Below are 14,656 nucleotides of genomic sequence, written 5' to 3'. Positions count from 1 at the left end.
CCCGCGGCATGGGGCAGACGCGGCCGTAAGGGTCACCCCTCCCGAAGGGACTGGAGCAACTTCACGTCAGAAGCGTGCCCTTCAACTCCCCCCGGGGTCTCGATGACCAAGGGCACCCCGTCCGTCGCCGGGTGGGCCAGAACCTCACGGAAGGCGGCCACCCCGATCCGCCCGGCACCAATATTCTCGTGGCGGTCGAGGTGCGCCCCGCACCCCGCCTTCGAGTCGTTCGCATGGATCAGCCGCAGCCGCCCCGCCCCCGCGGCCCCCTCGATCTCCGCGAACATCCGGTCCACCCCGCCGGGCGCCGCGATGTCGTGCCCGGCGGCGAACACATGGCAGGTGTCCAGGCACAGCCCGACCCGCGGATGCCGGTCCAGCGCGTCCAGATACGGCCCCAGGTCCTCCGCCAGCGAACACAGCGAGGACCCCTGCCCGGCGGTCGACTCCAGCAGCAGCCACGGGTCGTCGTCGTGCGTCAGCTCCTCCAGCAGCGGCCGCACCCGCTCCCGTACCTGCGCAAGAGCGGCCTCCCGGGGGCGGCCGCCGGTCGCGGAACCGGTGTGCACCACCACCCCGAGCGCCCCGATCCGCCGCCCCCGGCGCAGCGAGTGCCGCAGCGACGCCACCGAGCGGTCGACGGTCTCCGGCGTGTGCGAGCCGAAGTTGATCAGATACGGCGCGTGCACGTACGCGGGGATGCCCGCGCCGGCGCAGCGGGCGCGGAACTCCTCGTCCTGCGCCGGATCACCCGGGCCGGTCGCCCAGCCCCGGGGGTTGGCCACGAAGACCTGCACCGCCTCCGCGCCCAACTGCTCGGCGTAGCCCAGGCCCTTGGTGGCCAGGCCGCCCGCCACCGGCACGTGCGCGCCGACCGGATTGCGGCGGCGCCCGGGCGCGGTCTGCTCGTTCACTCGTCCGTCACCGGTCTTCACAGTTCGTCGTTCGGGTCGGTCAGGGCACCCAGGGTCGGTCAGCGCATCCAGAGTCGGTCAGCGCGCCCAGAGGGTGATCGTCGCGCCCTTGGGGGCCTGGCTGCCGCCGTCGGGGGACTGGCTGAACACGGTACCGCTGAAGAAGAGGTTGATCACCCGCACCTCGAAGCCGGCGGCGGTGAGGATCTTCTTCGCGTCGCCCGTCTTCTTCCCGGTCACGTCCGGCACCGGGAACTGCTGCTGGCCCTTGGAGACCGTGATCGTCACCGAGTCGCCCGCCGCGGCCTGGCCCCCGGCGCCCGGAGACTCCAGCGCGACCTTGTCCTTGTCGGCCACGTCGGAGAAGACCTTGCCCGGCGCGAGCACCACCTTCAGCCCGGCCGCCTCCAGGTCCTGCTGCGCGTCGGTGACCGACTCGCCGACCACGTCGGGGATGTCGACGGGGGCGCCGCGCGAGACGGTGATCGAGACGCGCTTGCCCGGGTCGGTCTGGGTGGTGCCCAGCGGGTCGGTGGACACGACCCGGCCGCGCGGCACGTCGTTGCTGTACGCCTGGGTGACCGTGCCCGGCACCAGGCCCGCGGCCTTGATCTCCTTGCGGGCGGTGGCCAGGTCGCGCCCGGCGACGTCGGGCACCCGGACGTGCTGGGGGCCCTTGGAGACCGTCAGGGTCACCGTGCCGTTGCCGCGGATGCGCCGGCCGGGGGAGGGGTCGGTGGCGATCACGCTGCCGCGCGGCACCGTCAGCGAGAAGCCCTGCTTCACCTTGCTGTCCAGCCCGGCCTGCTCGATCTTCTGCTCGGCCTTCGCCTGCGGCAGCGACAGCACGCCGGGGACCGTCGTGAACTGGCCGTCGTTGATGTACCAGACGCCCGCGCCGACCCCGAGGACGACCAGCAGGGCGACGAGCACGGCGAGCGGGCCGCGGCGCGAGCGCGCCCACCCGGGTGCCGGGGCGGGGGGAGGGTCGTCCGGCGGCGGGGTGGGCAGCAGCAGGCGGGTGGTGCGGTCCGGGACCGCGCCGTCGGGCCGCGCCACCACGCTGGTGGGCTCCTCGGAACCGGGCGGCAGTACGGGCGGCACCTCGTCGGTGGGCACCTCGTCGGCGTGCACCTGGTCGGCGGGCTCGGGTGCCGCCGGTCCGGCCGGGCGCGCGTCCAGCTCCTCCGCGGTCAGCGCCGCCCGCGCCGTACGGGTCTCGGCGAGCAGTTCCACCGCGTCCGCCGGGCGCTGCTGCTGCGGGCGGGCGCAGGCCCGCGCCACCAGCGCGTCCAGCAGCGGCGGTACGGTCGGCACGACCGCGGAAGGCGGCGGCACGTCCTCGTTGACGTGCTGGTACATCACCTTCATCGGGGTGTCGCCGTCGTACGGCTTGCGGCCGGTCAGCATCTCGTAGAGCACCACGCCGCACGCGTACACGTCGGCCCGCTGGTCCACGGTGCCGTGGCCGATCTGCTCCGGCGCCAGGTACGACACGGTGCCCAGCACCACGCCCGTCGACGCGCTCGTCTTCGTGTCGATCGCCCGCACCAGGCCGAAGTCGGCGACCTTCACCCGGCCGTCGTCGCCGATCAGCACGTTCTCCGGCTTCATGTCCCGGTGCACCAGACCCGCGCGGTGCGCCGCGCCCAGCGCCGCGAGCACCGGTTCCACGATGTCCAGCGCCGCGTGGACCTGGAGCGCCCCGCGCTCCCTCAGCACGTCCCGCAGCGTGCAGCCCGCGACGTACTCCATCGCCAGGTACACGTACGTGCCGTCCGTGCCCTGGTCGAAGACGCCCACCACGTTCGGGTGCGCGAGCTTCGCGACCGCCTTCGCCTCGCGGATGAAGCGCTCCACGAACACCGCGTCGTCCGCGAGGCGCGGGTGCATCACCTTCAGGGCGAGCTCCCGGTCCAACCGGGTGTCCACGGCGCGGTAGACCGTCGCCATCCCGCCGACGGCGATGCGCTCCTCGACCAGATAGCGCCCGTCGAGCGTCTGCCCGACGAGCGGGTCCTCCACGCTGGTGTCCACGGCCACCGATTCTACGAGGCGGTTCGCACCCAACCGCGGGATCACGGCGCAATGTGTCCCACCCGTGCGGATTCGCTACGCGGTTGTAACCGTCCCCGTCCCCCTCCTCCCGCCCTGCGGGCCCCACGGCCCCCGCCGCGACGGTCCCGTCCCGCCCCCGGCCGCCGCCGGCTTCTTTCGCGGGAGGGCCCGAGCAAAACCAGGGGCGCGGGGAACTGCGCGGCCAGCCAGAGCGCACCGTGAGGTGAACGAGGACGGGAGGGGGCACTACCCAGGGGCGCGGGGAACTGCGCGACCAGCCGGAGCGGGGCGTGGGGTGGACGGGGACCGGAAGGGGCACCAGCCCCGGGGGCGCGGGGGAGGGCGGCGCCCTAAGCGCGGGGGGCTGGGGGCGGCGCCCCCAGGGAGAGGGCGCCGTTCGAGGGGGTCGAAGCGAGGGCACCGTACCTGCGGGGGATACGCCCGGCCCGGTGGGCGAGCCGGCCGGCGGAAACGGCCTCCCGCATGGCCGCGGCCATGAGCACGGGCCGCTGCGCCCGGGTGACGGCGGACGCGAGCATGACGGCATCGCACCCGAGTTCCATGGCGAGCGCGGCGTCGGACGCGGTGCCGGCCCCGGCGTCGAGGATGACGGGCACGGACGCCCGCTCGACGATGAGCTGGAAGTTGTGCGGGTTGCGAATCCCGAGCCCGGAGCCGATCGGCGAGCCGAGCGGCATGACCGCCGCGCACCCGACATCCTCCAACTTGCGGGCGAGCACGGGGTCGTCGCTGGTGTACGGCAGCACCGTGAACCCGTCGTCCACCAACGTCTCGGCAGCGTCGAGGAGTTCGACCGGATCGGGCAGCAACGTCCGCTCGTCGGCGATCACTTCGAGCTTGACCCAGTCGGTGCCGAGCGCCTCCCGGGCGAGCCGCGCGGTGAGGACGGCCTCGCCCGCGGTGAAGCAGCCGGCCGTGTTCGGCAGGACACGAACCCCCAACCGGCTCAGCACGGACAGCACGGAACCCTTCGCGGTGGGGTCCAGCCGCCGCATCGCGACGGTCGTCAGCTCCGTACCGGAGGCGACGAGCGCCCGCTCCAGCACGTCGAGGCTCGGCGCCCCGCCGGTGCCCATGATCAGCCGGGACCCGAACACGGCGTCGCCGATCCGCAGCGGATCAGCCCCGTCAGGCGACGCGGACGGCGCGGCCTGCGCCGACGGTGTCGTGTGCAACGCTCAGCCCCCCTGGACCGCGGTGAGGATCTCCACCCGGTCGCCGTCGGCGAGCCGGGTCGCCGACCAGCGCGAGCGCGGCACCACCGCCTCGTTGAGCGCGGCGGCCACCCCGGTGGTCGCCGCGCCGTACCGGGCGACGAGCGTACCGAGCGCGATCGGCTCCTCCAGAGCGCGCGGCTCCCCGTTGACGAGCACGCTGATCGTCATACCGTCTGCTCCTCACGTACGGCCGCGAACCGCCCGGCGGCGAACGGCTCGGCGTACCGCGGCAGACGTCCGGTGTCCAGGACATGGCCGAGGACGTCCCCGGTGACGGGCGTGAGCAGCACCCCGTTGCGGTGGTGCCCGGTGGCCAGCAGCAGACCCTCCAGGTGGGAGGGCCCCAGCAGGGGAGCGTTGTCCGGCGAGCCGGGCCGCAGCCCCGCGAGGGTCTCGGTGAGGGGGAGTTCGGTGATGCCGGGCACCAGGTCGTGCGCGTCCCGCAGCAGTTGGTAGACGCCGCCCGCGGTCACCGCGGTGTCCCAGCCGAACTCCTCGCTGGTCGCGCCGAGCACCAGTTCCCCGTTCTCCCGCGGCACCAGGTAGACATGGCTGCCGCGGACCACCGCGCGGACCGTGCGGGACAGGAACGGCGCCCGCCCGGCCGGCATCCGCAGCCGCAGGATCTGCCCCTTCACCGGCCGCACCGGCGGCAGCGCGTCCGGCGGCAGCCCCGCCAGCCGGCCGCTCTCGCAGCCCGCGGCCAGCACGGTGCGCCCCGCCACCGCCCGGGTGCCGTCGGCGAGTTCGGCGCCGGTGACCCGGTCGCCCGCGCACAGCACCCGCGCCGCCTTCGCCCGTACGAACTCCACGCCCGCCGAGCACGCCGCCCGCAGCAGCGCCGCCGCCAGCCGCCGCGGATCGACCTGGTGGTCGCCGTCCACCCGCAGCCCGCCGCGCACCCCGGGGGCGAGCAGCGGCTCCAGCCGGCGGCAGTCCCGCCCGGTCAGCCACTGCGCGGCCAGCCCCAGCGAGGTCTGGAAGGCGTGCAGGTCGCGCAGGTCCGCCCGGTCGTCCGTGTCCAGCGCCACCGCGAGGGTGCCGCACGGCCGGTAGCCGGTGTCCAGACCGGTGGCGTCGGCCAACTCCGCGACCAGGTCCGGATAGCGCGCCGCCGACGCCAGGTTCAGGTCGAGCAGCGTCTGCTCGCCGTACTGCAACTCCGTGACCGCGGCGAGCATCCCCGCCGCGACATGGGCGGCGCCGCCGCCGGGGGACGGGTCGGCCACCACCGTGGACAGCCCGCGCTGGGCGGCGCGCCACGCCGTCACCAGGCCGATGATGCCGCCCCCCACGACGAGGACGTCCGCTGTTCGGGTACGCATGAGTCTCGGCTGCTCCCTTCGCCGGCATGACCCGGATCAGGTTCGTACGGTCGGCGGCCGGCCAGCCGCCCTCTCAGCCCGGTGCGTCCGGGCTCCCGCGAATTCGCTTCCGGTCAGCTTAACCGAGGGCCCGCCGGCGGGCGCCGCCGCGTCCACCGCGGTGGACGGGCCGCCCCGACCCCCGCCCCGGCGCCGCCCCGACGCGCTAACGTGTCCCGGTGAGCGAGCGTCACGCAGTGATCGTGGGGGCCGGCATGGCCGGCGTGCAGACGGCCGTCGAGCTGCGGCAGCAGGGCTGGCGCGGCCGGATCACCCTGCTGGGGGACGAGCCCCACCCTCCGTACGACCGCCCCCCGTTGTCGAAGGCGGTGCTGCTGGGCGCGGAGGGCGGCGCCCTGGCCGACGTGCGGTTCGACGTCGACTTCGCCGCCTTGGAGGTGGACCTGCGGCTGGGCGTGCACGCGCAGGCGCTGCGCGCCGCGGCACGCCAACTCGTCACCGACGCGGGCCTGGTGGCCTATGACGCGCTCGTCCTGGCCACCGGCGCCTACCCGGTGGCGCTGCCCGGCACCGCCGGCCGCCCCGGCGTCCACCCGCTGCGCACCCTGGACGACGCCGCCGCGCTGCGCCCGGTCCTGGAGCGGCGCGAGCACGTCGTGGTGGTCGGCGCCGGCTGGATCGGCGCGGAGTTCGCGACGGCGGCCCGCAAGGCCGGCTGCGAGGTGACGGTGGTCGAGGCCGCCGACCGCCCGCTGTCCGGTGTGCTGCCCGCGTCCGTCACCGCGCACATGACCGGCTGGTACGACGAGGCCGGCGTGACCCTGCTGACCGGCACCACCGTGGCCGAGGCCGCGGCGGGCGGGGTGGTGCTCGCCGACGGCAGCCGCCTGGCGGCCGGCGCCGTGGTGGTCGGGATCGGCGCCCGCCCCGCCACCGGCTGGCTGGCCGGCTCCGGGGTCACCCTGGACCCCCAGGGCGCGGTGCGCGCCGACGAGCGGCTGCGGGCCACCGCGCCCGACGTGTACGCGGTCGGCGACTGCGCGTCCTTCCCCTCCGCCCGCTACCACCGGCGGCTGCTCGTCCACCACTGGGACAACGCGGTCCAGGGCCCGCGCACCGCCGCCGCGAACCTGCTCGGCGGCGAGGAGGCGTACGACCCGGTGCCGTACTTCTGGTCCGAGCAGTTCGGGCGGTTCGTGCAGTACGCCGGGTTCCACCGGGACGAGGACACGATGGTCCGCCGCGGCGACCCGTCCGGCGACTCCTGGTCGGTGCTGTGGCTGCGCCGCGGCGTGCTGGTGGCGGTGCTCGCGGTGGGGCGGCCCCGGGACATGGCGCAGGGCCGCAAGCTGATCACCCAGGGTGCCGAGCCGGACCCGGCGCTCGCCGCGGACCCGGCGGTGCCGCTCAAGGCCGCGGTGCCGCACTGACGCCTGCCGCGGGGGCGCGGGGGACACCGTGACGGCTCAGCGGTGGGGGCGATTGTCAGCCGCAGGTGGCAGGCTTGTCCCGTGACTGCTTACTCGTCGGTTGACGCGCACATTGACGCTCTCGTCCCCTCCTGGCTCACCCTGCCCGAGGTCGCGGAGCGGCTCGGCCTCGAAGTGACCCGTATCCGGCCGCTGATCAAGGAAGGGCAGCTCATCGCGGTCCGGCGCGGGGAGAACAAGGTGCTGATGGTGCCGAGCGACTTCATCGGAGACGGCAAGATCGTGAAGGGCCTGCCCGGCACCCTGACCCTCCTGAAGGACGACGGGTTCACGGACGACGAGGCCCTGGAGTGGCTCTTCACGCCCGACCCGACCCTGCCCGGCACCCCCGCCAACGCGCTGCGCGAGAATCGCGGGACCGAGGTGAAGCGCCGCGCGCAGGCGCTCGCCGTGTAGCCCGCGCCCTGCCGGGGCCGCCGGCCGCCGCCCGTACCGCACCCGCGGACGCGCGCGGCGGCGGCCCGCACCGGGGCGCACCGACCCCGGGAGCCCGCGATGCCCACCCCGACCGCGTCCGACCGCCTCGCCGCCGCCCGGCTCTACCTGTGCACCGACGCGCGCACCGGCCGCGGCGACCTCGCCGCGTTCGCGGACGCCGCACTGCGCGGCGGGGTGGACATCATCCAGCTCCGCGACAAGGGCATCGAGGCCCGCCAGGAACTGGCCGCGCTGGAGATCCTCCGCGACGCCTGCCGCCGCCACGGCAAGCTCCTCGCCGTCAACGACCGCGCCGACATCGCCCACGCCGCCCGCGCCGACATCCTCCACCTCGGCCAGGACGACCTGCCGGTCCCCGCCGCCCGCGCGATCCTCGGCCCTGACGTCCTCATCGGCCGCTCCTGCCACACCGCCGCGGAGGTCGACGCCGCCGCCGTCCAGCCCGGCGTCGACTACTTCTGCACCGGGCCGGTCTGGCCGACCCCCACGAAGCCCGGGCGCCCCGCACCCGGGCTCGACCTCGTCCGCCACGCCGCCGCGCTCCGCCCGGCCCGGCCCTGGTTCGCGATCGGCGGGATCGATGCCGCCACCCTCCCCGCCGTCCTCGCCGCCGGCGCCCCCCGCATCGTCGTCGTCCGCGCGATCACCGGTTCCCCCGCCCCCCACGAAGCCGCGGCCGCCCTGACCCGCACGATCCGCTGCACGGTGCCCGACAGGGGCGCGGGGAACTGCGCGAGCAACCAGCTTCCGGCCGGTGGTCCGGACGCGACAGCAACAGCCCCTTCGGGCCGGTGACGACCTGCACCACGGAACAGGGTTGGTCGCGCAGTTCCCCGCGCCCCTGTCCGGCACCGTTCTCCGCGGCAGCGGCCCCCCGGGAGTGGCTGGACGCACTAACGTGTGGTGGCCGCCACACGTTAGCCTGCTGACATGGCCTTGGGGACTTCATCCACACGTACGGACCGCGCGACCACGATCCGTGAGCTGCTCGCGTCCGGCCACCGCTCCTACTCCTTCGAGTTCGCCGCGCCGCGTACGGAGAAGGGCGAGCGCACGCTGTGGAACGCGATCCGGCGGATCGAAGCCGTCCGTCCGACGTTCGTGTCGGTCACCTACGGCGCCGGCGGCTCCTCGCGGGAGGGCACCGTACGGGCCACCGACCGCATCGTGTCGGACACCACGCTGACCCCGTGCGCCCACCTGACCGCGGTGAACCACTCGGTCGCCGAACTGCGCAACATCATCGGCCAGTACGCCGACGCCGGTATCCGCAACATCCTCGCGGTGCGCGGCGACCCGCCCGGCGACCCGATGGGCGAGTGGGTGGCGCACCCGCAGGGCCTGACGTACGCGGCCGAGCTGGTGCGGCTGGTCAAGGAGTCCGGGGACTTCTGCGTCGGCGTCGCGGCGTTCACCGAGATGCACCCGCGCTCGACGGACCCGGCGGAGGACACCCGGCACTTCCTCGACAAGTGCCGCGCGGGCGCGGACTTCGCGATCACCCAGATGTTCTTCGACCCCGAGGCGTACCTGCGGCTGCGCGACCGGGTGGACGGCGCGGGCTGCACGGTGCCGGTGATCCCCGAGGTGATGCCCGTCACGAACGTCCGGCAGATCGAGCGCTTCTCGCAGCTCGGCAACGCGCCCTTCCCTCCTGAGCTGGCCGAACGCATCCTCGCGGTGCAGGACGACCCGGCGGAGGTGCGGAAGATCGGCATCGAGTTCACCACGCGGATGTGCCGGCGCCTCATGGACGAGGACATCCCGGGTCTCCACTTCATTACTCTTAACCACTCCACCGCATCGCTGGAGATCTACGAGAACCTCGGGCTGCACCAGCGGGCGGCGTGACCGCGGGCGACCGCCCCTAGGTGAGGAAGTGGGCACATGGGCTACTCGGTGCTCTACATCGCGTTCGGCATCGTCGCGCTGTGGCTGCTGGGCGAGGTACTGCTCCAGTACAAGGCCCGGCTGCGGTGGCGGGTGCTGGCCTTCGCCGGCTTCCTCGGCCTGGTGGTGGGGGTCGCCGACCGCAGCATCGTGCTCATCCTGCTGGGCGCGGTCGCCTTCGGCGCCGGGCAGAGCATGGTCACGCTCTCCTACAAGCGCGGCTTCTCCGCCGGCTGGGCGATAGGCGGCCGCCCCGGCTCCAGCCGGCGCCGCAGGTCGGCGGGGGCCCGCCCGGCCGAACCGGTGCTGGCGGTCGGCCCGATCGAGCCGGACACCCCCGACGCGGCCCAACCGGACGTCTCCGCCGAGCAGTTGGCGGGGATGGGCGCCACCGCGGTGCACGACTTCCCGCCCGTGCCCGGCGACGGCCAGGACGGCTACGGCGCCGAGCAGGCCGTCTACCAGCCGGTTCCGCTGCCCGACGACAGCGGCGAGTACCCGCTCTTCGACGGCCAGTCGACGTACACCCCCGACCCGTACACCAGCGGCGGTTACGAGGGGTACGGCGCGCAGGGCTACCAGAGCTGGACCGGCTACGAGCAGCAGCCGTCCTGGGAGCAGGGCCCCCCACACGGCCCCCAGCAGGACGCGCAGCAGGGCGCCGGCCAGGACGGCGGCGGCTACCAGGAGCAGCCCGCGGCGGCCGCCGCCTCGTACGGCTACGACCCGGACGAGCAGGACGTGTTCGGCAACTCCCGCGCCACCGACGGCGACAGCTACGGCGCCGGGTACGGCAGCGGCGGGGACTGGCAGTTCGCGCAGTCCTCCCCGCAGCAGCCCGCGGCGGAGCCGTACGGCGACTACGGCTACGGCGGCCAGCAGCAGTACGGGCCGCAGGGCTACGGCCAGCAGCCCTACGACCCGCAGCCCTACGACCCGCAGCCTTACGAGGCCCCGCAGCCCTACGATCCCCCCCAGCCTTACGACCAGCAGCAGGCGTACATCCCGCAGCAGCCGCAGCAGCCGCCGTACGAGCAGCAACAGCCGCAGCAGCAACAGGAGTACGCCGACCCCTACGACCCGTACCGCTACTGACCGGCCGGGCGGGCGGCGGTCAGCGCCCGCCCAGCAGGGACGCCAGCCGGGCCGCGGACAGGCCCGGGCCCGAGGGGATCGTCCACGCGCTCCACGGGTGCCGCACGGCCGCCGCGGCCGGGGCGTGCGGATGGTGGCGCACCAGGGCCTCGTCGGTGTAGCGGGCGCACCCTTCGTGCCAGGTGAGGATGCCGGCCATCCAGTCCCGCAGCTCCCGCACATAGCGGAGCAGCATCTCGCGCCCCGGCTCGTCGAGGTCGAACTCGGTGAAGAGCGACGGGAGTTGGTGCTCGGTGATGTGCTGGAACTCCGCCATGCGGGCGGCCATCAGGTCCCCGACGACGTCCATCGCCTGCTGCGGGCCGCAGTCCAGGAAGTTCTGCACCACCAGTACCGCGTTGTGCAGGTCCCCCTCGAACTCGATCTCCTTGCGGTAGGAGAACACGTCGTTGAGCAGGCAGGCGAAGTCCTGGGCGGCGACCTCCATGCCGTGCACCGGCCGGGAGCGGTAGACCTCGTCCGGCAGCGTGTCGCCGTGGCCGATCCGGGTCAGGCTCATCGTCAGGTCCGAGCCGAAGGTCTTGCGGCGCATCTCGATGTAGTCCACCGGGTCCGGCACCCGGTTCAGCCGCTGGTTGGCCAGCTCCCACAGCCAGCTCGCGCACATGTCGTCGATCGAGGCGCGGAAGCTCCGCCGCTCGGCCGGGGCCATCGGGCCCGCGGTGCGCCGCCACAGGTCGGCGAGCGAGCGCTCCAGCGCGGTCAGCGGCGGCGGCACCGCGCCCGCGTCCAGCGGCATGAACAGCTTGAAGCGCTCGGTGGTGATCCGGGCCGCCGCCAGGTCGCCGGAGCGGCCGAATACCACCGGGTAGTAGTCGTCGCCGTAGGTGCCCCAGGTCAGCCAGTCCGTGACCAGGTCCAACTGCTCGGGCGAAGCGGCCGGATGGATGCCCGCCGCGCACAGCGCGAAGTCGTAGTCGGCCAGTTGCCCCGCGTTCCACAGGCCCTCCGGCAGCGGGCCGCCCGGCTCGGGGTCCAGCAGGCCCATCCGGCGGCTCCAGGCCGCGTTGTGCGCCCGGGCGGCGTCCAGGTGCGGGCTGAGCGTCGTGGCGAACGGCATCGGCACCGCGGGCAGCCGCAGGCGGCCGACCGGCCGGAAGGGCGCGTGGCCGTAGGCGCGGGCGCGCTGCGGCAGCGTCCCGGCGAGCGAGGCGGCGATCTGCGCGGCCGAGGTGCCCAGGCCGGTCGGCCCGCCGAGCGCGCCCACCGCCCGCGACGCGCCGTCCGCGCCATTCATGTAGCGGCTGGAGCGCAGATGCCACTCATGGCCGCCGGACTGCCAGTCCTGCAACCCCTTCACATAGCCGAACACCGCCAGCCGCTGCGCCGGGTCGAGCCCGAACTCCTCGAAGAGCGGCTCCACTTCGGTCAGCGCGGTGTGCTCGAACTGGTGCAGCCGCGAGGTCAGCAGGTCGTTCACCGCGTCGGCGGCCTCCTGCGGGGCGAGATCGAGGAAGCGCTCCAGCACCAGCACGGCGTTGGACAGCTCGCCCTCGTCCTCAATCTCCCGCTGGTAGGAGAACAGGTCGTTGCGCAGGTGCACCGCGTCCGCGAAGCAGTCGCGCAGCACCCGCATCGGGCGGCTGGCCGCGATCACGTCGGGCACCTCGGCGCCCGCCGCGTGCTCGATCAGGTTCGCCGACCACGGCGCCCCGCCGACCTTGCGGCGCATCTCGATGTACTCGATCGGGTTCGCCACCCGCCCGGCGCTGATGTTCGACAGCTCCCACAGCGACTCCTCCAGCAGGTGCCGGGTGCTCTCGTGGAACCGCCGCCGGTAGCCCTCCGACATCTGCGGCACCGTCCGCCGCCACAGGTCGGCCAGGCCCGCCTCCACCTGGTTCGTCGGCTCCGGGACCTCCTGCGCGAGGTCCACCGGCATGAAGGCGGGCAGCCGGTCCAGGTACGCCTTCGCACCCGCCATGTCCGGGGTGCGCTTGAAGATGTCCAGGAAGTGGTCGTCGAAGAAGAACACCCACACGTACCAGTCGGTGACGAGGTCCAACTCCGGCCCCGGCGCGTCCGGGTGGGTGTACGCGCACAGCAGGGCGTAGTCGTGCGCGTCGAAGTCCGACTCCGCCCAGACGCCCGAGCCCTCGATCATCGCCATCTGCCGGGCCCACTCCTTCGAGTGCTCCCGGGCGCTTTCGAGGTGCGGGTTCAGCCGCGCCGGGTACGGCACGTAGAACGCGGGCAGTACGAAGGGCTGCGGCATCCTGGGTAAGACCTTCCGCTCAACCGATGACCGGTACAGCGCTCACGCTAGGTCGGCCCCGGTCGGCCCGGTGAGCCGCCAACGCCCTTTTCCGCCCGATGGGTTGAATTCCGCGGCCGGGCGATTAACGATCTTGCACCCGGTTCCGCGGACGTCAGCGGCTGCCGCCCGGGCCCCCGGCGACCAGGTCGGCCACGATCGCGGCGGACATGCCCGCGTGCGGCAGCCCGCCGCCCGGGTGCGCCCAACCCCCCAGGAAGTACAGCCCCTTCACCGGCGTCCGGTTCGGCGGGCGCAGCAGGGTGCCGCCCGCGCCGGGCAGCGAGGGGACCGGCACGCTGCCGCCCGCCGCGCCCGTCGCCCGCTCCACGTCCAGCGGGGTGCGGACCTCCCGCCACAACTCCCGCTCCCGCAGACCCGGTACGGCCCGCTCCGCGACCTCCAGCAGCCGCTCGGCGAACGCGTCCGCGAACCCCCCTTCCGACCAGTCCACTCCGGCGCCCCCGCCGGAGCTGTGCCGCGGCACCGTCGCCGTCACGGTCACCGCCTCGTGCCCGTCGTCCGGGCGCAGCGCCGGGTCGTCGGGCCGCAGCACCGCGACCGTCAGCGCGTCCACCGGCGGCGCCCCGGCCCGGCGCCGCCCGAACACCCACTCCAGCGCCGCTCCCCGGTCCGCGGCGTGCACGACCGTACGGTGCGCCGTACCGGCCGGACGCGAGCCCCGCAGCGCCACGTGCACCGTGCAGCGCCCCGGCTCGCCCCGCGCCCCCGTCAGCGGCGCCGCGGCCTGCGGCAGGCTCTCCTGCGGCAGGTACGGCACCGGCACCGAGGCGGCCACCACGTCCGCGTCGGCCACCTCGCCGTCCGCGAAGCGCAGCCCGCGCACCACGCCGCCGCGCACCTCCACGCCCGCCACCTCGCGGCCGAAGCGGAACTCCACCCTGCGGGCGCGGCACCGCTCGTACAGCGCGTCCGCCAGCGCGCGCAGCCCGCCGCGGACGTACCAGACGCCGAACGACTGCTCCAGGTACGGCAGCACCGCCGCCGCGGCCGGCGCCGTCCGCGGGTCCAGCCCGTGCCCCAGGGCGTACCACTCCAGCAGCGCCGCCGCCCGCACGTCGCCGCCCAACTCCCGCGCCGCCACGTCCGCCAGGGACGGCGACCGCCGCAACAGGCCCCTCCTGCGCCCCGGGTACGGGTCCTTCGCCAGCGGCCCCGGGTCCGCGACCGGCTCCTCCAGCAGCGGCCGCCGCACGCCCTCCCACACCTCGCGGGCCCGGACCAGCACGTCGCTCCAGCGCTCACCGCTGCCCGCGCCGAACGCCGCGTCCAGCGCCTCGATCACGCCCGAGCGGGAGGCGTTCGGCAGCGCCACGTCCGTGCCGTCGGCGAACACGTGCCGCGCCGCGGGGTCGGTCTGCACCAGCTCGACGCACTCCTCCAGCGGCTCCCGGCCCGTCTTCACGAACAGGTCGCGGTACACCGCGGGCAGCACCAGCACGCCCGGGCCCGTGTCGAACGCGAAGCCCTCCCGCCGCAGCGCCCCCACCGCGCCCCCGTACGTCTCCCCGCGCTCGTACACCACGACCTCGTGCCCGGCCGCACCCAGCCGCGCCGCCACCGCCATCGCGGCCATCCCCGCGCCCACCACCGCAATCCGTCCCATCCCGCGAGCGTATCCACTCCGTGTGCCCCCTTCTCCCCCCGGGCGCCCCCGCCCCGTCGGCCCCGGGACCCCCGGTGGACGGCCGCCCGCGCCGTTCCCCGCGCCCCTGGGTGGCCTCGGGACTTCGCGGAGGAGCCGCAGTTGCCCAGGGGCGCGGGGAACTGCGCGCGCAACCGGCCACCGGCGGGGGCCGGGCACGGACGCAACCGGAGCGGCGGGGCGGGGGAGGTGGACGGAAGGCCCGAGCGATACCGGGGCGGCGGGGCG

Annotated in this window: 12 protein-coding genes and 1 riboswitch; of the genes, 5 read left to right on the top strand and 7 right to left on the bottom strand. The window is 74.7% G+C overall.

Features of this window, described 5'->3' with window-relative positions; translation table 11 throughout:
• Positions 1 to 32: 32 nt before the first annotated feature.
• From WA788_RS09205 to thiO, 5 genes are all read right to left on the bottom strand, one after another.
• Positions 33 to 914 carry a deoxyribonuclease IV gene (locus WA788_RS09205; protein ID WP_335973929.1) on the bottom strand — a complete coding sequence of 294 codons (882 nt, stop codon included), beginning with the start codon at positions 912 to 914 and terminating at the stop codon, positions 33 to 35.
• A gap of 78 nt (positions 915 to 992) precedes the next feature.
• Positions 993 to 2,951 (bottom strand): Stk1 family PASTA domain-containing Ser/Thr kinase, encoded by a 1,959-nt coding sequence (gene pknB, locus WA788_RS09200; RefSeq protein ID WP_335973927.1) that lies wholly within the window; start codon positions 2,949 to 2,951, stop codon positions 993 to 995.
• A gap of 371 nt (positions 2,952 to 3,322) precedes the next feature.
• On the bottom strand, positions 3,323 to 4,168 hold the full coding sequence (locus tag WA788_RS09195; protein WP_335973924.1) for a thiazole synthase: 846 nt from the start codon (positions 4,166 to 4,168) through the stop codon (positions 3,323 to 3,325).
• Positions 4,169 to 4,171: 3 nt separating this feature from the next.
• Positions 4,172 to 4,378, bottom strand: a complete 207-nt coding sequence (gene thiS, locus WA788_RS09190) for a sulfur carrier protein ThiS (RefSeq protein ID WP_335973920.1) — start codon at positions 4,376 to 4,378, stop codon at positions 4,172 to 4,174.
• Positions 4,375 to 5,535, bottom strand: a complete 1,161-nt coding sequence (thiO, locus tag WA788_RS09185; RefSeq protein WP_335973917.1) for a glycine oxidase ThiO — start codon at positions 5,533 to 5,535, stop codon at positions 4,375 to 4,377. Before thiO ends, thiS begins: the two co-directional genes overlap by 4 nt.
• Positions 5,532 to 5,644, bottom strand: a riboswitch (TPP riboswitch). Its footprint overlaps the gene before it by 4 nt.
• Before the next feature lie 109 nt (positions 5,645 to 5,753).
• Here thiO and WA788_RS09180 point away from each other — a divergent pair.
• The 5 genes from WA788_RS09180 (at position 5,754) to WA788_RS09160 (ending at position 10,448) form a co-directional block, all read left to right on the top strand.
• The gene (locus WA788_RS09180) at positions 5,754 to 6,965 is read left to right on the top strand and encodes an NAD(P)/FAD-dependent oxidoreductase (RefSeq protein WP_335973912.1); all 1,212 of its coding nucleotides are present in this window, start codon (positions 5,754 to 5,756) and stop codon (positions 6,963 to 6,965) included.
• A gap of 81 nt (positions 6,966 to 7,046) precedes the next feature.
• Complete coding sequence (locus WA788_RS09175) at positions 7,047 to 7,421, top strand: Rv2175c family DNA-binding protein (protein ID WP_335973908.1); 375 nt, start codon at positions 7,047 to 7,049, stop codon at positions 7,419 to 7,421.
• Between the two features lie 99 nt (positions 7,422 to 7,520).
• Positions 7,521 to 8,258 carry a thiamine phosphate synthase gene (gene thiE, locus WA788_RS09170; protein WP_335973905.1) on the top strand — a complete coding sequence of 246 codons (738 nt, stop codon included), beginning with the start codon at positions 7,521 to 7,523 and terminating at the stop codon, positions 8,256 to 8,258.
• 135 nt (positions 8,259 to 8,393) lie between these two features.
• Complete coding sequence (gene metF, locus WA788_RS09165) at positions 8,394 to 9,314, top strand: methylenetetrahydrofolate reductase [NAD(P)H] (RefSeq protein WP_335973901.1); 921 nt, start codon at positions 8,394 to 8,396, stop codon at positions 9,312 to 9,314.
• A 36-nt stretch (positions 9,315 to 9,350) separates the two neighbouring features.
• A complete protein-coding gene (locus WA788_RS09160; protein ID WP_335973897.1) occupies positions 9,351 to 10,448 on the top strand; it encodes a hypothetical protein in 1,098 nt (365 codons plus the stop codon).
• A 19-nt stretch (positions 10,449 to 10,467) separates the two neighbouring features.
• Here the strand turns inward: WA788_RS09160 and WA788_RS09155 are convergent, their stop codons facing one another.
• Both WA788_RS09155 and WA788_RS09150 read right to left on the bottom strand, forming a co-directional pair.
• Positions 10,468 to 12,723, bottom strand: a complete 2,256-nt coding sequence (locus WA788_RS09155; RefSeq protein WP_335973893.1) for a terpene synthase family protein — start codon at positions 12,721 to 12,723, stop codon at positions 10,468 to 10,470.
• Between the two features lie 154 nt (positions 12,724 to 12,877).
• Positions 12,878 to 14,389 carry a phytoene desaturase family protein gene (locus tag WA788_RS09150; RefSeq protein WP_335973890.1) on the bottom strand — a complete coding sequence of 504 codons (1,512 nt, stop codon included), beginning with the start codon at positions 14,387 to 14,389 and terminating at the stop codon, positions 12,878 to 12,880.
• Positions 14,390 to 14,656 lie beyond the last annotated feature (267 nt).

Origin of the sequence: Streptomyces sp. CA2R106, from assembly GCF_037034245.1 — a bacterium.
Taxonomy (GTDB): Bacteria; Actinomycetota; Actinomycetes; order Streptomycetales; family Streptomycetaceae; genus Actinacidiphila.
This window is presented reverse-complemented; position numbering and strand designations above follow the sequence as displayed.